Annotated in this window: 17 protein-coding genes; 10 read left to right on the top strand and 7 right to left on the bottom strand. The window is 38.6% G+C overall.

Annotated elements, in window-relative coordinates; translation table 11 throughout:
- Positions 1–8: 8 nt before the first annotated feature.
- From ACYVHJ_RS19025 to ACYVHJ_RS18990, 8 genes are all read left to right on the top strand, one after another.
- Positions 9–662, top strand: coding sequence for a hypothetical protein (locus ACYVHJ_RS19025; RefSeq protein WP_460517981.1), 654 nt, complete (start codon positions 9–11; stop codon positions 660–662).
- The gene (locus ACYVHJ_RS19020; RefSeq protein WP_339902063.1) at positions 646–1,284 is read left to right on the top strand and encodes a hypothetical protein; all 639 of its coding nucleotides are present in this window, start codon (positions 646–648) and stop codon (positions 1,282–1,284) included. The genes ACYVHJ_RS19025 and ACYVHJ_RS19020 overlap by 17 nt, the downstream gene beginning before the upstream one ends.
- A gap of 15 nt (positions 1,285–1,299) precedes the next feature.
- The gene (locus ACYVHJ_RS19015) at positions 1,300–2,499 is read left to right on the top strand and encodes an acetyl-CoA C-acyltransferase (RefSeq protein ID WP_460517978.1); all 1,200 of its coding nucleotides are present in this window, start codon (positions 1,300–1,302) and stop codon (positions 2,497–2,499) included.
- A gap of 22 nt (positions 2,500–2,521) precedes the next feature.
- The gene (locus ACYVHJ_RS19010) at positions 2,522–3,322 is read left to right on the top strand and encodes a toxin-antitoxin system YwqK family antitoxin (protein WP_460517975.1); all 801 of its coding nucleotides are present in this window, start codon (positions 2,522–2,524) and stop codon (positions 3,320–3,322) included.
- 133 nt (positions 3,323–3,455) lie between these two features.
- Positions 3,456–4,391 (top strand): phosphoribosylaminoimidazolesuccinocarboxamide synthase, encoded by a 936-nt coding sequence (locus ACYVHJ_RS19005; RefSeq protein WP_460517972.1) that lies wholly within the window; start codon positions 3,456–3,458, stop codon positions 4,389–4,391.
- A gap of 123 nt (positions 4,392–4,514) precedes the next feature.
- Entirely contained in the window at positions 4,515–4,895 is a 381-nt protein-coding gene (locus ACYVHJ_RS19000) for an STAS domain-containing protein (RefSeq protein ID WP_339902067.1), read from the top strand.
- 12 nt (positions 4,896–4,907) lie between these two features.
- Complete coding sequence (locus tag ACYVHJ_RS18995; protein WP_460517967.1) at positions 4,908–5,822, top strand: ribonuclease Z; 915 nt, start codon at positions 4,908–4,910, stop codon at positions 5,820–5,822.
- 2 nt (positions 5,823–5,824) lie between these two features.
- A complete protein-coding gene (locus tag ACYVHJ_RS18990; RefSeq protein ID WP_339902069.1) occupies positions 5,825–6,625 on the top strand; it encodes a queuosine precursor transporter in 801 nt (266 codons plus the stop codon).
- A 139-nt stretch (positions 6,626–6,764) separates the two neighbouring features.
- On the opposite strand, the gene ACYVHJ_RS18985 is transcribed toward ACYVHJ_RS18990, so the two are convergent.
- The 7 genes from ACYVHJ_RS18985 to ACYVHJ_RS18955 all read right to left on the bottom strand — a co-directional run bounded on the left by ACYVHJ_RS18985 (position 6,765) and on the right by ACYVHJ_RS18955 (position 15,045).
- Positions 6,765–7,754, bottom strand: coding sequence for a bile acid:sodium symporter family protein (locus ACYVHJ_RS18985; protein ID WP_460517964.1), 990 nt, complete (start codon positions 7,752–7,754; stop codon positions 6,765–6,767).
- Between the two features lie 67 nt (positions 7,755–7,821).
- On the bottom strand, positions 7,822–8,835 hold the full coding sequence (locus tag ACYVHJ_RS18980) for a zinc-binding alcohol dehydrogenase family protein (protein WP_460517960.1): 1,014 nt from the start codon (positions 8,833–8,835) through the stop codon (positions 7,822–7,824).
- Between the two features lie 65 nt (positions 8,836–8,900).
- Positions 8,901–10,607 (bottom strand): sulfatase family protein, encoded by a 1,707-nt coding sequence (locus ACYVHJ_RS18975; RefSeq protein WP_460517957.1) that lies wholly within the window; start codon positions 10,605–10,607, stop codon positions 8,901–8,903.
- Positions 10,597–12,111, bottom strand: a complete 1,515-nt coding sequence (locus ACYVHJ_RS18970; RefSeq protein WP_460517954.1) for a sulfatase-like hydrolase/transferase — start codon at positions 12,109–12,111, stop codon at positions 10,597–10,599. Before ACYVHJ_RS18970 ends, ACYVHJ_RS18975 begins: the two co-directional genes overlap by 11 nt.
- A 178-nt stretch (positions 12,112–12,289) precedes the next feature.
- Positions 12,290–13,258, bottom strand: coding sequence for a ThuA domain-containing protein (locus ACYVHJ_RS18965; protein ID WP_460517951.1), 969 nt, complete (start codon positions 13,256–13,258; stop codon positions 12,290–12,292).
- A gap of 390 nt (positions 13,259–13,648) precedes the next feature.
- Positions 13,649–14,557 (bottom strand): hypothetical protein, encoded by a 909-nt coding sequence (locus ACYVHJ_RS18960; RefSeq protein ID WP_460517948.1) that lies wholly within the window; start codon positions 14,555–14,557, stop codon positions 13,649–13,651.
- 206 nt (positions 14,558–14,763) lie between these two features.
- A complete protein-coding gene (locus tag ACYVHJ_RS18955) occupies positions 14,764–15,045 on the bottom strand; it encodes a YciI-like protein (protein WP_339902111.1) in 282 nt (93 codons plus the stop codon).
- Between the two features lie 333 nt (positions 15,046–15,378).
- Here ACYVHJ_RS18955 and ACYVHJ_RS18950 point away from each other — a divergent pair, with 333 nt between their 5' ends.
- Together ACYVHJ_RS18950 and ACYVHJ_RS18945 are read left to right on the top strand one after the other, a co-directional pair.
- Positions 15,379–16,248, top strand: coding sequence for a hypothetical protein (locus ACYVHJ_RS18950; protein ID WP_460517945.1), 870 nt, complete (start codon positions 15,379–15,381; stop codon positions 16,246–16,248).
- Entirely contained in the window at positions 16,241–17,797 is a 1,557-nt protein-coding gene (locus ACYVHJ_RS18945; protein WP_460517942.1) for a S1 family peptidase, read from the top strand. The genes ACYVHJ_RS18950 and ACYVHJ_RS18945 overlap by 8 nt, the downstream gene beginning before the upstream one ends.
- Positions 17,798–17,801 lie beyond the last annotated feature (4 nt).

The following is a 17,801-nucleotide window of genomic DNA, read 5'->3' as shown; positions in this document are numbered from 1 at the left end:
TCAACACAATGGTTTCCAGATATATACTATGGATTTTACTTTTATTGCCGAGTGACTGGAAAAACATAGCGATTACGAATGAGGCTATTACCTCGGCGGCAACTGCGTTTAAAGAGGCTGACTATGAAAACTCAGTGAGGCAGCACCTTGCTTTAATTGATGAGCATGGGATGAACGAACCGGAAATTAAATTCAACCTGGCTTTAAGCTACCAAAACAATGGGCAGGATGAAGATGCAAAGAAAACCTATGAGGAGTTGTCCAATAATACTATTGGTGAAATCTCATCTTTTGCTTCTAACCAGCAAGGGGTAATGCTTGGAAATGAAAAAAAATACAAAGAGGCCTTGGCGCTCTTCAAAAAAGCTTTACTGAATGACCCTGGAAATGAAAAAGCCCGTTATAATTATGAGTTATTGAGTAGATGGTTGGATGGAAATGAAGAAAATCAGGAAAACGAAGAAGATCAAGAGCAAGAAGACAAACCGGAACCATCCAATTATGCAAAAAGGATGAAGGCACAAGCTGATGATCTAGTAAATAGATTTGAGTTTGAAGAGGCTATGAAAACGATGGAAAGCGCCTTGGAGATCGACGAAACAGTAGCTTCCTACCAAAAGTTTATGGATCACTTAAAGGATATCAATGAAATCAATCAATAAATATCAACTAATCGCACTTTTTGTAATCGTAATGATTCCTTTCATCGGAAAGGCTCAATCTCAAGATGATTACTTTAATAAAGCAGCGAAGCAATATGTAAATGATGACATCCAGGGCACCAGTCAATTACTGGCTGAGGGACTTGAAAAATACCCGGAGGATGCCAAGCTAAATGCGCTTTGGGAAAAGCTCAAAAATGACCAAGAGGATCAGGAGAAACAAGATCAAGAAAATCAAGACGAGCAAAACCAAGAGCAGCAAGAACAACAGGAACAAGATCAGCAAGAGCAACAGGACCAAGAAAGCCAGGAGCAAGAAAGTGGTGAAGGCGAAGAACAAACAGAGGAAGATGGTGCTGATGAGTCAGATGAGATGGAAGAACAGCGCGGAGAACAAACGGAAGAAAATGAAAATTCTGAGGAGCAAAGTGACATGGAAAGTGATCTAAGTGAGCGAGAAAAAGCCATGGAAGAACTGAAGCAAAGACTGGAGCAAATGAATATTACCCCTGAACAAGCAGCTCAGATATTGGACGCCATGAACAGCAATGAACTCCGGTATATACAACAAAACAGAAAGAAACCTACTCAACAACCGAAAAGAGGCCTTCCTGATTATTAAAATCGCTTAACCAAAATGAAAGAGGTATATATCGTAGCAGCTACAAGAACTCCCATCGGTGGATTTGGAGGGAAGTTATCTTCACTTTCAGCAAGTGAGTTGGGCGGTATTGCAATCAAATCGGTCTTGGAGAAGAGTGGTTTACAAAACCTCGAAGCCATAGACGAGGTATTGATGGGAAATGTACTTTCTGCAAACCTAGGTCAAGCTCCGGCAAGACAAGCGGCAATAAAAGCCGGACTCCCCAGTTCCATCCCATGCACCACAATTAATAAAGTTTGCGCTTCAGGCATGAAGGCAGTAATGCTGGGTGCTCAAGCCATAATGTGCGGCCAAGCAAACCTGGTAGTGGCCGGAGGAATGGAGAGCATGAGCAATGTCCCCTATTACCTACCCAAGGCTCGCTTTGGGTATAAATATGGGGATGGCAATTTGGTGGACGGCCTGCATAAAGATGGTCTACAGGAGGTTTATCACAACTTTCCAATGGGAAATTGTGCTGAAAACACCGCCAGCAAAATGAAAATAAGCCGTGAAGCTCAGGATAATTATGCTATTAAAAGCTATCAATTGGCAGCCCGGGCTTGGGAAAAAGGCTTGTTCGGAAATGAGGTAACCCCCATTACATTACCTGGCAGAGGGAATAGTTCAAATACCCTATCTGAAGACGAAGATTTCAGCAAGGTAAATTATGAGAAAATCCCTCAATTAAAACCGGTTTTTATGCCTGAGGGAACTGTTACTGCTGCCAATGCTTCTAATATAAGCGATGGTGCTTCTGCCGTATTACTGGTCGAAAAGAAAACTGCCTTAACTTTAAACCTACCTGTTGTTGGTAAAATCCTAGCTTTTGCCGATGCAGCAAGAGAGCCCTTGTGGTTTACCACAGCTCCTTCCTTGGCCATTCCTAAAGCTTTGAAAATCGCTGAACTCCAATTAAAAGACATTGACTATTTTGAAATCAATGAAGCTTTTTCTGCAGTCGCACTGGCCAATCGACAATTGCTCCAAATCCCTGAAAATAAATTGAATATTTATGGGGGAGCTGTGGCACTGGGACATCCATTGGGCTGTTCAGGAAGCCGAATCATCATTACTTTAGTATCTATTTTGCACCAAGAAGAGGGTAATTTAGGCGTGGCAGGGATTTGCAACGGCGGTGGTGGGGCTTCTGCCATTGTGATAGAAAAAACACAGGCAATAAATATTCGGTAGACTCACAAAGAAAATTGGAGATATGAAACTACTTACTTTTTACGCCCTGCTCCAAATTACTTGTTTCGCTGGTAAATCATTCGCCCAAGTTCACACTACCTATTATGATGCAGGAGAAACCATCCTAAAGGAAAAGTTTGAAACTACAGAGGGGGTGCCCAATGGCTCCTACATGTTATATGACCCGCAAGGCCATCTAATCCAAGTAGGACAGTATGAAAATGGTAATCTCTCAGGAATATTTTATGATTTACATCCAATTAGTCAAGATACGCTAAAAACCACCCCCTATAAAAACAACCAACCACACGGCAGTGCAAGATCTTACTATCCAAATGGCAAGGTTTCGCAAATGGCTTCTTACCATGAGGGGCGAATTGAGGGGGAGATCATTAGTTATTTTCCATCAGGAAAATTAAAAAGCAAGACCTTATTTGAAAAAGGAAAACCACATGGGCCTCACACTACTTATTTTGAAAATGGAGCTATTCATGAGAAGCAATCCTTTAGGAATGGGGTTTTAGATGGAATTCAATCCGGATTCAATTCCACAGGTCAATTGACACATGAAAAAAATTACCAAAATGGAAGTTTACAAGGACTTTCTATCACCTATTTCCCCGATGGTATCAAGGCTACAGAAATAAATTATCAAAATGGCATCAAACATGGGAGCTTTGTAAGCTATCATTCAAATGGTCAAATTTCTTTAGAAGGCCGTTATAAACGTGGTTTGAGAAATGGGAAATTCATTTGGAAAGACGAGTCCGGCATTATCACCAAAGAAAAAACTTATAAGGTTGGTAAGGAAGAAATCAAGTAAGCCTCTTGCTTCAAATTTACTGAGTTAATTTAGACTATCATGTAGGATTTAATACAGAGATTTTCAGGAACATTGAAAATTTAGAACAAGGATCAGATTATTTTCTATTTTTGTGTTTAAAATCAAAGGCACAATGAACCAAGGCATAAAAAATACACAATTCGAATTCCCGGGACAGCTTGACTTTTATAAAGGCAAAGTAAGGGATGTCTATATATTTGATCAAGTAATTGCGGTTGTTGCTACTGACAGGATATCAGCCTTTGATGTAGTTTTACCCAAGCCTATACCCTATAAAGGGCAAGTTCTTAACCAAATTGCTTCCTATTTTCTAGCATCTACGGCAGAGATTGTTCCCAACTGGGTCACTTCTACACCCGACCCAAATGTCACCATAGGTAAAAAATGTGTTCCCTTTAAAGTTGAAATGGTGATTAGGGGATACTTGGCAGGTCATGCATGGAGAGAGTATAGAGCAGGAAAACGCAGTATTTGCGGTGTAGCCCTTCCTGATGGTTTAAAAGAAAACGATCAACTTCCCACCCCTATCATTACCCCAACCACCAAAGCTGATCAAGGTCATGACGAGGACATTTCAAGAGAAAACATCCTGCGTGAAGGCATCGTCAGTGAAAAAGATTATTTGCAACTGGAACAGTATACAAGAGACTTGTTTCAGTCGGGAAGTAAAATGGCTCGGAGCAAAGGTTTGATCCTGGTGGACACCAAATATGAATTTGGTAAATTTGGAGATCAAATTCTTCTTATAGATGAGATACATACACCTGACTCTTCAAGGTACTTTTATCTGGAAGGCTATGAAAAACGTCAGCAAGAAGGATTGGAACAAAAACAATTGTCAAAGGAATTTGTAAGGCAGTGGCTGATTGAAAATGGCTTTCAGGGCAAGGATGGACAGGCCATCCCTGAAATGACTCCTGATATAATTGAGTCCATTTCCAATCGGTATATTGAATTATATGAACATATCACCGGCAAGAAATTTCAGCCGGCGAACAGTAATGACACCTCAAAAAGAATAAAAGAAGCTATATTGGCAAATATTTAATTGAATGGATCCCTTTGGCCCCATCAGTTTTTGAATTAATTTTAAATCCATATCTAAAATATATGCATGAATGGAACATTTTTCTTTCACTCATGTTCAAAATAGGTAAATACATAAAGAATAATGAAATACGCTGTAGATAAAAAAGAACAATTTGTTGTTTTCACCTTATTGGAAGAAAAGCTTGACAGCACACTTTCTCCACAATTAAAATCTGAATTGCTTACCGTTCATGCTGAAGGGTACAAAAACTTAATTTTGAATATGGAAAGTGTAAAATATGCAGACTCTAGTGGGTTAAGTGCATTATTGGTTGGAAATAGAGCTTTCAATGAAGTAGGTGGAGTTTTTGTATTGTCCTCACTCCAAGAGCATGTAATTAAATTATTGAAAATTTCTATGCTTGATAAAGTTTTTAAAGTAGTGGATGACAATGAAGCAGCTGCAGAAGCTATTTTCATTCATGAAATAGAAAGTGGTAGCGAGAAAGACGAAGAAGAATAACCCTATACGCCTTTGGATTTTAATATCACCATTCTAGGTTCCAATTCAGCTATTCCTGCGCATGGACGCAACCAAACATCTCAATTGATTTCCTGGGATGGTGAATCTTTTTTGATTGATTGTGGAGAATCAACACAACTACAACTCAGAAGTTTTAAAATTAAATACTCCAAAATCAATCACATCTTTATTTCCCATCTTCATGGTGACCATTATTTGGGATTAATGGGATTGATCAATACCTACAGTCTCAACAACAGAAAGTTGCCTTTACACTTATATGGTCCTAAAGGACTGGATGAAATTATTACCATTCAACTCAAGTACTCCGCAAGTACGCTAAACTTTCCATTAATTTTCCACCCTACTGTTCCGCAGGGAAAGATAAAATTAGCGGAAATCAGAGACCTTACAATTTACTCTTATCCTTTGGAGCACAGAATACCCTGCACAGGATTTAGTTTTGAAGAAAAGAAAGAAAGGGTACACCTGAATAAGGAGATGATGGCAAAATATAAGCCTGAGGTAGCAGCCATACACACCCTGCAAACCGGAAAAGATGTTCTTGACAAAGCTGGCAATGTGGTGTATAAAGCTGATGAATTCTGTGAGGTATCTTCTCCAAGAAAGTACAGTTACTGTTCCGACACTGCTTTTAATATAGACTTGGTTCCTCACATCAAAGGATCAGATTTACTTTATCATGAATCTACCTTTATGGAAGATGAAAAAAAACGAGCAAAAGTCACCAAGCATAGTACCGCCAAAGAAGCCGCTTTGATAGCCAAAGAAGCAAAGGTAAAGCAATTGCTATTGGGTCATTATTCAAGTAGGTATTCCAAATTAGACTTGCTACTGAAAGAAGCCAAAGAAATATTTGAAGAAAGTACATTAAGTGTAGAAGGCAATACTTATTCTATCAAATAAATATGAACATCGACGAGAAGGTTTATCAATCCAAAAAAACGAATTTATTTATAATTCTAGGAGGAGTCTTTCTCACCAATGCCATTTTAGCAGAAATTATTGGGGTTAAAATTTTTTCAGGGGAGCAAACTTTGGGCTTAAATCCCGTCAATTGGGCCTTTTTTGATGCGTACATTTTGGATTTTAACTTGACCGCAGGAGCGGTAATTTGGCCGGTGGTTTTTATCACCACTGATATTATCAATGAATACTTCGGAAAAAAAGGAGTACGTAAAATCAGCTTTATCACTGCTGCACTTATTGCCTATGTTTTTATAGTCATCTCCCTTGTCACCAAACTTCCTCCGGCAAATTTCTGGCTAGAGGTAAATCAAGTGGACAATCAAGGAAATCCTTTTAATATTGACTATGCCTTTAACACCATCTTTAGGCAAGGCTTAGGGATTATTATAGGTTCCCTTGTCGCCTTTTTAATTGGCCAGCTACTTGATGTCTATATTTTCCAGAAATTAAGACGCATAACCGGTGCAAAAATGATTTGGCTAAGGGCTACGGGTTCCACGCTGGTTTCTCAGTTTATCGACTCCTTTGTAGTGCTGGGTATTGCATTTTATGTGTTCGGAAATTGGTCCCTACAGCAGATCATAGCCGTAGGAATAATCAATTACATTTATAAGTTTTCTGTGGCCGTGGTGCTAACCCCTGTATTGTATGCAGGACATGGCTTAATCGATCGGTACCTGGGTAAAGAAATTGCTGAAAGATTAACCGCTGAAGCTTCAGGAGACCAATCGTTTACCTAAGCAAAAAGATTTTTTATCTCGCTTTGTGGTAATCTACTTCGGGATCTGGCGATTGATTATTTCCTATTCAATGGGTAGTGATACGAGCCTCTAGGTTTCACCCTTTCTCACCATTAATAGTCAATAGAAAGCTTTCCGCTTAAACCTGCTCACTGGTTTGCTGATGTGCCAGCCTTTCTGCCAACGCACTGCCTAGAATTAGCTGTAAGGTATGGTACAACATCAAGGGCAGCAATACCACCCCAAAAATGGTGGGATCAGGAAATAAAATCTTACCCATGACTGCTCCTTGCACCAAGGATTTTTTAGACCCGCAAAATAAAACGGTAATTTTGTCAGCCCTATTGAATGAAAGCAACCTCCCCAATAGAAACATTCCTAAAGCCATAAAAATAAAAAAGAGCAGCATCCAAAGACCCAAGCTTAAAATATTTTGGCCTTCAAACATATTGCCGCCAAATGAATGAGAAAAAGCAGAAAATACAATCAATAGGATTACAAGTTGATCAAAATTTTTGAGTAGTTTACCGTAGGTCTGCACCCAGAAATAAAGCCTTTTATGAAGCATAAAACCTATCACCACAGGAATAAAAATTTGCTGTACCAGTGCCCAAACAGTATTGAAAATTTCAAAATCGGCATTTTCGGCACTAAGGAAAACCCCCATCCATAAGGGAGTAATCAATATGCCTACAATACTGGATATACTGGCATTAAATATTGCGGCTGGAAGATTCCCTCCTGCAATTGACACCATTACAACAGAGGAGGAAACAGTGGAGGGTAAGGCCGCCAAATAAAAGGTTCCTAGCCAAAACAAATTGCCTTCAATCCCAAAAAGGCCATAAAGCAATAATATCAATAAAGGGAAAACCAGAAAAGTGGTCCCTTGAATAAGCAGATGTAACTTCCAATTAGACAAACCCAATTTTAAGGTGGATGGGCTAATCTTTACACCATAAAAGAAAAAAATCAGAGAGACCCCATAATAGGTCAACCTATCTATACTTAGGTCTCCCCTAGCTTCTCCCCAGTGGGGAAATAAGTAAGCCAATAATATGGTGCCCAGCAACAAAAAGAAAAAATTATTAATCCCGGCTTTAGCCAGTTGGGTTTTAAGTGAAGCCATGCCTATACAATAATGTAAATTTAAGTCTCCACAAATTAAGCAAAATGTAACAAGTTTAAACCCACCATTAAAATACGATTACAGTTTTTCCAATGGATTTCCCTGATTCTTGAAGCCTGTGTGCCTTTTTAAAATTGTCCACACTAAACCCATTGAAAATAGTATTTAGCGTAGTTTTTATCAGGCCTTGATCAATTAAACCGGCCAACTCATTAAGGATTTGCTGTTGCTTTAAAATATCTGAGGTGGTATACAGTGAACGAGTAAACATATATTCCCAAGAGAAGGTCACACTTTTTTCTTTCAGCAACATCAAGTTTAGTGGTTTTTCACTACCTGTAATGGTAACAATATGCCCTTGCGGCTTGACGATATCAACAAGCGTTTCCCAATATCCATTGATATCCACACAGTCGAGCACATAATCCACTTCCTTGAAGCCAACTTGCTTTAAACTGGTTTTTAACTCATGGTGATTTACCACATGGTCAGCTCCCATGGACTTGCACCAACGTTCAGTTTCATCACGAGAAGCCGTGGCGATCACTGTAAGCCCCGCTATTTGTTTTGCAATTTGTATGGCAATTGAGCCTACACCTCCGGCACCAGCAAGGATAAGGATGGACTTTCCCTTGTCTGCCTTAGGATCCACCTTCATGCGGTCAAATATAGCCTCCCAGGCAGTTAGGCCTGTCAATGGTAATGCCACCGCCTCTGCTGCTGACAAGGTCTTCGGCTTTTCCCCTACAATTCGCTCATCCATCAATTGGTACATTGCATTGCTCCCACTCCTACTGATATCACCCGCATAATACACCTCATCCCCAACTTCAAAATGGCTTACCTTATCTCCTACCTCCACAACGGTTCCCAGTCCATCATAACCTAGGATCTTTGGACTGTCTAGGACTATATCTTTTGCCGCATTTTGTCTGACTTTAAAGTCTACCGGATTCACAGCTACTGCAGCAACTTCTACTAGTATATCAAATCCCGACGGGCTGGGTTTGTCAGTGTCAAACGCAATAAAACTTTCTTCTTCAGTAATTGGAAGCGATCTTCTAAATCCTATGGCCTTCATCTTCATTCCTCTTTTTATATTTAACCGTTCACTATTCTTTTGTGGATAATCAGCTTTTCATAAAGCTAATCATTCCAATGCGTGTCGATTACCTTTTGGATATGAGGGTAATCTTTATCCGTCTCGTTTAATTCCTTCCTTAATTTTTTCAACTCTTGTTTCAATTCAGCTATGGTATCGGAATATGCGGGATCGCCATACAGATTATTCATTTCTTTAGGGTCTTTTTCTAAATCATAAAACTCCCAGGCGACCGGGGTATGGGTAGTAAAATCATTCCCCCAGCTGGCTTTATTCCAACTCGCATTGGGATCTCCTGTATCTACCCAATATTTCCCATAATAAAAAATCAATTTATAGCGTTTGGTTCTCACCCCAAAATGTGCAGGGTTTCCATGCCGATGAGCCAAATGCATCCAATACCTGTAATAAGTGGATTTTTGCCAATCTTCAGGTTCTTCATTTGTTTCCAGTATTTCCTTAAAACTATTGCCTTGCATATATTCAGGCTTTTCACCACCTGCCATTGCTATTAGCGTTGGAGCAAAATCCGTATTGTTTATAATTGCATCTGTTCTGGTATTTGCTTGAATTTTCTCAGGGTAACGAATAAAAAATGGCATTCTTAAAGATTCTTCATACATCCAGCGTTTGTCTATATAATCATGCTCCCCAAGCATAAAACCTTGATCACTGGTGTAAACAATAATCGTATTTTCTAACAATCCATTTTCTTTTAAATAAGCCAGAAAGCGCTTCATATTGTCATCTATTCCCTTGACACAGCGAAGGTATTTTTTCAAATAGCTTTGGTAAACTTTTGAAGTATAAGCCTTCTCATCCTCATCCATTTCCCATTTCACCAATTCACCTGGTAAAATATCCGCTGCATTTCTATAGTTTTTATGATTAGGCCCCTGCCAAATATTCATGGCCTGATTTCTTATCAAATTCCTATGTGAAACAGAAGAGCCTATGTATCTGGTCAAACTATCACCTTCACCCCTTGTCGCCACCGAACCATTGTTTGCATTGTCATATAAACTTTCCGGTTCAGGAATAAAAACCTCTTCCAAATAATCCTCATACCTTGGGGCATTTTCAAAATCATCATGAGGCGCTTTGAAATGGTACATGAGGAAGAATGGCTTATCCACTTCTTTCTCTTTTTCAAACCAATCTATTACTTGGTCAGTGATAACATCGGAAGAATGTCCTTCATATTGCACTTCATTTGAAGGCCAAGGCTTCTCCCCTTGCACCCTAAAAGTAGGATCAAAATAAGTCCCCTGCTGTTCAAGAACTTTATAATAGTCAAATGATGCCGGTTCTTCTTTCAAGTGCCACTTTCCTATAATGGCTGTTTGATAGCCAAGTTTTTTTAACTCCAAAGGTAAATATTGTTTTTCAGGGGCAAGACTTCCCTCCAGGTCAATCACTCCATTTGTTTGGGCACGCTGACCAGTTAAGACGGCAGCCCTACTGGGTACACAAATGGAATTATTGACAAAACAATTTTCAAATATCATACCCGATTTGGCCAAGCTATCCAAAGTAGGGCTGGGGTTTAAGCCTGCCAGCCTACTGCCATACACGCCAAATGCCTGACTGGTATGATCATCAGCCATTATGTATATAATATTTGGTCTGGGCCTCTCTTGAGATTGGTTATTGTTTTCTTTTCCGCATGAAATCAAGAACATCACTGCCCATAAAGAATTAATAAAGGCGAATTGCTTGAAAGTAGAAGTGACTGACCTATTAAATATCATAATCCGTTGCGTTTAAAACCAATGCATCATTTAATAGAATTTGTTTTTGCTGAAGTTCTGCAAATAAGGATTTAATTCTTTCTTGATATTCTGGCTGATCTGCTAAATCATTCATTTCAAAAGGGTCTTTTTTCATATCGAATAAAAGTATTTTTTTTGCCTTCGGATAGACAGTGAGCTTATAACCATCTTTTTTTATCATCCGTTGATTTTTCAAATAAGCCCCATAAATGTCTTCATAAATCTGCTCCTCATTTCCTTGAATTAGACCCAAAAGACTATTAAACTCCACATAATCCGGTTTTTCTACCCCCGCAATATCTAATATTGTGGCCATAGCATCTTGAATGTAGATGTCTTGTTCTAACCTTTGTCCTTTTGGTAGATTAGGTCCAGAAATAATAAAGGGTGCAGCCATGCTGTGGTCAAACATGGTTTGTTTCCCCATTAAGCCATGGCTCCCCATGGCTAAACCATGATCAGCTGTGAAAATTATATAGGTATTTTCCCGAAGGCCTTTTCTTTCCAGCTCATTTAATATTTCTCCTATCTGATGATCCATATGAGAAATGATGGCATAATATTCCTGAAGGTGCTTTTTAACGGAATAAGGCGTTCGGGGATAAGGTGCCAATGCTTCATCCCTTAATGCAGGACCATTTCCTATCTCATCTTTAAAAGGATATACAGGCATAAAGTTTTTAGGAATTTGTATATCATCCACAGCATAAAGATCTAAAAAGCTCCCTGGGGATTGTCTCGGGTCGTGAACAGCATTAAAAGCCAAATACATAAAAAATGGATTACTCGATTGAGAGGCACTGTCTAAAAAAGTGTAAGCATCATTTCTTAGTACCTCGCTCCAGTGCGTTCCTCCTTCCCAAAACCCACCAAAAGCCGGATCGGAAGGCGACCAATTATCTTGGTCTTCACTGAGGGGTCTATTATAGCCTATTGGCATGATAGTATGTGGTTCAGCTCCAATTTTGCTAATGGAATCAAACTTCGCTCCCATATTATTTCCTGACCAGGCATCCTTAGGCATTCCCGGTCGAATGTTGACAGCATGATTAAATATATCTGATGCAGGAACATCCACATGCCATTTACCTGTCATGTAAGTTTCATAGCCGGAGTTTTCTAGCAACTTGGGCAAAGTCAAATCTGTTTTATCTCCTTTCTTCCACTCCTCTTTAATATTAAATGCATTCCACACGCTCCTACCGGAAATCATCATGCTCCTGGAGGCTGTACATACGGCACCGGACCAACTGCCCATATTATAGGCTTTTGTAAATGATGTGCCCTCCGACATTAATTTATCGAGGTTTGGCGTGTATATTTCATTTTGTTCCAACTGGTCTAAGACTTCAAAAGTCATGTCATCAGCAAAAACAAATAGTATGTTTGGTTTCTTTTCTTGGCTTTCCTGTTGTACCTCGTTTGTTCCACAGCTGAGAAGAAATATGCTCAATAAAAAAAGACTGGGTTTAATTATTTTCATCAATAAATCGATTTAGTAAATGCCTGTTAAAAGGCAAAGAGGAAATAAATTAATGGTTATTTGCTATATTATTCTTGATTAAAATCACTCAACATTTGCTCTACCAATTCAATAAAAAACACAAATTAAAATAATGGTCCTTGTCATTCGTGCTATCAATTTGAAAGCAAATCTTTTCTCAAAATGTAAAAGATCTAGATTTGGAGGCCTCTTTTGTTGGGAAATCATTTGGAATAGGAATGGTAACTTTCCCCGTAGCAGCCCATTCCACGCCCCTTGTAAATGAGGTAATAAACCCTACTCCTTCAAGAGAACCTTGGTCATGACCAAGGGTGGTATGGAATACTTTTCCTTTCCCATAATTTATCACCATAAAGACCGGTTCATATCGGCCACCTCTATTTTTATTGGTGAGGTCTTCGCCTGTTGCCAGAATTGTCATGTTCTTGGCAGGGCCTCTAAGTCGTGCATAGCATTCGTCTTTAGCTGAAATCCAACTTTTAGGCATACCTGCGGTAATTGGATGGCTTTCATCCGTCAAATGTATGGTGAAGTTGTTTTTGGCTCCATGTGCTCCGGCAGGCCCCGGAGTATTGTCCCTGACCAATTTCCCATCGGAATCATAATATACATAAGGCCCATCTTTTTCATTTCGGTCTCCCCAGCCCCCTATGCCTATCATTTCATTGTATGCCTCCCATTCCGGAAATGAATTGTCTGCCGCATGCACACTCACAAAACCTCCACCTGAATGGACAAACTGCTCAAATTTCTTCATGGTTTCAGCAGGCCATGGAGCCGCATTCCAACCAAAATTGGAAACTACCACATCATAAGACATAAAGTCTGGGCTAAATTCAGGATCTGATTTTGGCTCCTTTAAATCTTCCGTTTTACCAGCCTCGGCCTTAGTTAAATAAGCACTGTTTTCAGCACCATTCCAGGTAAATTTGGTTCGCTCAATGGTCACTTCGAATAGACCGATTTCCTCTAACTGACTTTTCATCATCAAACTTGTTTTAGGCCAAGCTGAATGATTGTTTTGCCCATCCACGATTAATACCTTGATTTTATCGTTTTCTGGGTTGGCATAGGATAATTGAACCAAAAGGCTCAACACTATTAAAAATATAGATTTTAAATACATAATTATGACTTATTTTTTAGATATAAAGCTGTCATTGTCCGTCCAAAACAACTTAAATTGACACAATGATAAAACGTTTATTAAGTAAAATGGAATATACCCTAATCAAATTCCTACTTATCACAAAAACTAGAGACCTAAACTCATCCGAATCATCATTTTTTATAGCGTAGGACTCCAATGTACTAATCTAAAAAAATAAATTATAAATAACCTCCACTTTGGAAAAAAGGCTTGGCATTACCTATAATGAAAAAAGCTATGTTCAATTTCCTTTTTTAATAATTGATGAAAAATTATTAATCAAATACTCGAAAATAAGCATGCCCTGTCATGGCAATTATTCTTGTTTGGATATCTTGGTTAATATATTGGAAATTAAAGGATAAGCTAATCGATGGGCATAGCTTGCTTTAATTTTTCCACTTCATTTTGTAATTTCAAAAGCTCTTGAATCTGCTCTTCCTGATAAATGATATAAAGGGTAAGCTCCTCTATTTTCTCCAGTAATTTGGTGTTCATTTCACCTAAGTTGAGCCCATTCTTTTCCACTATAGCAGCTTTCGGTATTCCAGGCAAATGTCCATTTTCATTAATGAATGATTTAAGTTCACCCAAGCTCCTAAGCTTATAGCCCTCTTTAAAAACATAATCCGCCCATCCATCTAAGGAAATATTTACTTCTTCAGCCTGAACTTTTCCTTTAACCAATACTCCGCCCATATTGAATTCCGCTTGCAAATTATTGTTAGAATAACCTCGAATGATCCAACTCAAATTTGCTCCTCCTTTACCATATTGACGCATATAAGCACCACTATTGTTTGAATTGATTTCGGTGTAACTCGACTCCCCTCCCAAAAATTTACCTGAACCATTTATGGTGAGATTATGAGTGATCTCTTTTGTTCCTACACCTACCCCCTTATTTGAGATAGAAAAAATTGGAAGAGTAGACCCTCCAAAAAAGAAATCACTACCGCCCTGATCATACCAAATCTGATTATAAGCCCTCGATCCACCACTCCACCTTCTATACCTGGTCTTGAGCCCAAAATCATTTACTCCTAATGATACACCTCTTTTATCACTATCCTTCCCTTGTACAAATTGAACAAATTCATCTCCCATTATATATAGATCTCCACGCAATACCGTTCGCCCAACTACTTCTAATTTATCCTTAGGATTGAGGGTGCCTAGACCTATATTTCCTTTTGATTGAATTTTATTATCTGTCGATTGACCAATAACACTTTCACAGATCAATAAAAATGCAAAAACCATAGAATATCTCATCCTAGAATAAAATTAGAGTGCTACAAAATATTTTACTATCAATAAAAGTTTAATTAAAACAAACCATATCTTAACTATATAATTACCCCATTAAAAAATTAATATATCATGAATATAAAAAATTAATTAAAAAAAAGCAAGATTACCCCTTGATCAAATCATAAGTCATATATAAATAATAATTATAACAAAGGCTCTATAATCAATCAAACAACACCTACAACCACTTTCCACTCCCTCAGCTCCCAGCTTTCCACAAGTCCATTTTTCACGTAAGGGTCCGCTTTTATAAAATCCTTGGCATCATCTTCGCCTTCAGATCGGAAAATCAAAACAGCTTTATCTGCAGGTCTAGAAAGTGCTCCTCCCATTAATAACACTCCTTTTTTATAAAACTCATCTGCTAGTGCCAAGTGATCTTCTCTAAACTCACCTCTGTTTTCCATATAGCCTTCAGATAACAAATAAGTTAACATATAATATTTCATATCTAATTAAATAATTTATTGAAAGAACATCTTCAAAATAAACTTTATCAACGTAAAACTTTCTTGAATATTAATCTACGCATTAGTTTATATAATAATCGAAGCAGTAATCGTACCTAAATACATACACCAGGTATTTTTGACAGTTCAGGCCGCTTCTCGCTTTAATTCTGATCACAAATCAAATAATTGTCCACAAAATGAAAAACTTAAACATCATGTTTAAGCGAAATAAATCATTATATTTCTTTCTAACCCGTATTTTTTACTAAATTAGAGTAAAGACAACCACATTTTCTACCATTACCTTACTTTAACCCAAACCTTCACGTAATGGAAGAACAGAACTCCACCAAAAGCAATTCTTCTGATAAACCATTAAAAGATTTAATCCCCGATGGACAAGGGAACCATAAGCCTGGAAAGTTTCAGGCTTTTGCTGCTATTTTCAATGGATTAGGGATTGGCGCTTTTTTAGGCTTGCTATTGGGATTATCAGTCTCCCCAGTAGTGAGCGGCGTAATAGGTACCATTTCTTCTTTATTGGCTATTTTGGTGGGATTGAACGAAAAATTCTTGGATCCAATCAAAAGTTTGAGAATAGGATCATTCGGGCTATTTTCCGTAGTGGGCATTTTATTAGGTCTCTATATTCGCGCTAACAATCCCTTTGCACCTAGTCTGGCGGATAAAATGAATGACTATCTTGAAATTGGTTATTCAGATATTGAAGCCAGAAAATTTGTTACCGGATTTATCCGAGCAGACTCCACTATCGCCAAAAGAGAGGCCAATGTACTTTACTCCACTGAGTTTAAAATTGAAGCCTGCGATTTTTTGGTTTATGCCAATTCCGAAACGCCGGCTACTGAACTCTTCAATACTTTCAATACCGCAGGTGGAATATGGGAAAAACTTGTTACCCAACTCAAAAAGGACCTTAATGAAATTCAGAGCATGACAACCCTATTGATTTTAAGAGATAGTTTTTGCGGAGATAATTCAAGTGCCGAAGCCACCATAGTTGCGAGTCAGGAAATTACTCAACTCGATCAAAACAGTACCCTTAATGAAATGAGCCTTGCCTTTGAAAACTCCGGTACGCCTTGGCCTGAGATAATATTCAAGCTAAAAAATCAATTTAGCCAAGCTGAAAGGGAATTGATCCTTCATTCACTGATTAAAATTTTCAACCATGAATAAGATAATTTGGTGCCTCGTCCTGTCATTGCTACTCTCCTATAAAATTTCTGCCAGACAATTTGATCCTGACAATGTAAAAAATGCTTTGGTAAAGGTGGTTGTAGCTGTAAACAATAATTCATCAATTGCCCTTACAGGTTTTGTATGGAAAAGCCCAAACCAGATTGTCACTTCTCTTCATGGAATGAGCCGGACAGGAGACATACGAATCCTGTATCAAGGGCAAGCCTGGAGAAAGGCCAAAATTAAAAAAGTACTTCAAAAGGCCGATTTGGTTCTTTTGGAATTAATTGAAGGACAAGCCCCTCCCCCTTCAACAGTGGTACCCATTAGCCAATTTAATACTTCAAAGGTGAAATTTGGAACTGATGTGTTTGCGATTGGGTACAATGGGGGGGCGACAGGAAGTTCTTCTAGACAAATGAAAAAAGGATTTGTAAACCCTGAAACCCTCAGCCACCTGATACCTAAAAAGGACAAAGAAGCTTTGGCAAAAATCGGATTCCCAGCCCTTGACCTCAATATCCTTTACCTTGAGGGAAGCCTCTTACCCGGGTTTTCTGGGGCCCCGGTATTTGACCAGCAGAGCAAGCTCATAGGTATAGGAGATGGTGGACTTGAAAAAGGCGCCAGCAATGTGAGTTGGATAATTCCCGCCAGCTATTTGACCGAATTAGAGAACTCCTCTAATAATGATTTGCCAAGTGGTTTTGAAAACCTAACCCAGCTTTTTTCTGCTGCAGCCATTATTCAGTCCCCTAGCACTAACCCATCATCAATTGAATCGAATAAAATGATTTTGTCCGGATCGGGTTCCGCAACAACAAATATCTCTCCAGTCAAAGCCATTGGTTTTGAATTTCATCCTACAAAGAACAGATCCCTGACCGATATGATTGAGTCTTCTGATGACCCTGAAAACCTACTCATGCTTTCAGATGAATTTGAGCTCGATATGAATATTCAATTGGATTATGACGCCATGCGTTTTGATATTTATGAAGACATCAATACCGGAGTGGTCATTGCTGTACCCGAAGGGATCTCACTTATGTACAACCCTACCGAAGAAGCATTTCAAGCCATTAATCCGGATAATAATGACATGCAGCTTTACTTTTATGGTGTGCAAAATGATTTTTCACAAACCAACTTTGAAGACCTTTTGGTAGCTGTTGGTGAAATAATCAATCAAAACTTTGCGATGCGCTTCGGAGTAAGTGGTTTCACCATTGATACGGACTACTCTCTTTGGAATGAATTTGATGGAGGAAGGAAAATAGCGTGGATATTATCCTTAGGTAACGAATACCTTATGGGGCAAGATGGACTTCAATACGGACTTTATGTATACATGACCCTACTGATGACAGAAGAAAAGACTTTTATGTCAATTGCCACCATACCTATTCCGGCAGAGGTAGTTGCATTTGCGATATCATCCGGTATGGACTGCAATAATCCGGGGATGTTTGCTGAATATTGTGATTACTTCAATAAGGTATTTAAAACCTTTTCGGCAGCTCATTTGCTAAATTTCGCATATTAGGCTA

Source organism: Cyclobacterium sediminis, from assembly GCF_054781075.1.
This window is presented reverse-complemented; position numbering and strand designations above follow the sequence as displayed.

Bases quoted from the DNA above. Each gene is read 5' to 3' on its own strand.
- ACYVHJ_RS19010 (WP_460517975.1), top strand. From the start codon at position 2,522: ATGAAACTACTTACTTTTTACGCCCTGCTCCAAATTACTTGTTTCGCT.
- ACYVHJ_RS18990 (WP_339902069.1), top strand. From the start codon at position 5,825: ATGAACATCGACGAGAAGGTTTATCAATCCAAAAAAACGAATTTATTT.
- ACYVHJ_RS18980 (WP_460517960.1), bottom strand. From the start codon at position 8,835: ATGAAGGCCATAGGATTTAGAAGATCGCTTCCAATTACTGAAGAAGAA.
- ACYVHJ_RS18945 (WP_460517942.1), top strand. From the start codon at position 16,241: ATGAATAAGATAATTTGGTGCCTCGTCCTGTCATTGCTACTCTCCTAT.
- ACYVHJ_RS18950 (WP_460517945.1), top strand. From the start codon at position 15,379: ATGGAAGAACAGAACTCCACCAAAAGCAATTCTTCTGATAAACCATTA.
- ACYVHJ_RS18970 (WP_460517954.1), bottom strand. From the start codon at position 12,111: ATGAAAATAATTAAACCCAGTCTTTTTTTATTGAGCATATTTCTTCTC.
- ACYVHJ_RS18975 (WP_460517957.1), bottom strand. From the start codon at position 10,607: ATGATATTTAATAGGTCAGTCACTTCTACTTTCAAGCAATTCGCCTTT.
- ACYVHJ_RS19025 (WP_460517981.1), top strand. From the start codon at position 9: ATGGTTTCCAGATATATACTATGGATTTTACTTTTATTGCCGAGTGAC.
- ACYVHJ_RS19015 (WP_460517978.1), top strand. From the start codon at position 1,300: ATGAAAGAGGTATATATCGTAGCAGCTACAAGAACTCCCATCGGTGGA.
- ACYVHJ_RS18960 (WP_460517948.1), bottom strand. From the start codon at position 14,557: ATGAGATATTCTATGGTTTTTGCATTTTTATTGATCTGTGAAAGTGTT.
- ACYVHJ_RS18985 (WP_460517964.1), bottom strand. From the start codon at position 7,754: ATGGCTTCACTTAAAACCCAACTGGCTAAAGCCGGGATTAATAATTTT.
- ACYVHJ_RS18955 (WP_339902111.1), bottom strand. From the start codon at position 15,045: ATGAAATATTATATGTTAACTTATTTGTTATCTGAAGGCTATATGGAA.
- ACYVHJ_RS18965 (WP_460517951.1), bottom strand. From the start codon at position 13,258: ATGTATTTAAAATCTATATTTTTAATAGTGTTGAGCCTTTTGGTTCAA.
- ACYVHJ_RS19020 (WP_339902063.1), top strand. From the start codon at position 646: ATGAAATCAATCAATAAATATCAACTAATCGCACTTTTTGTAATCGTA.
- ACYVHJ_RS19000 (WP_339902067.1), top strand. From the start codon at position 4,515: ATGAAATACGCTGTAGATAAAAAAGAACAATTTGTTGTTTTCACCTTA.
- ACYVHJ_RS19005 (WP_460517972.1), top strand. From the start codon at position 3,456: ATGAACCAAGGCATAAAAAATACACAATTCGAATTCCCGGGACAGCTT.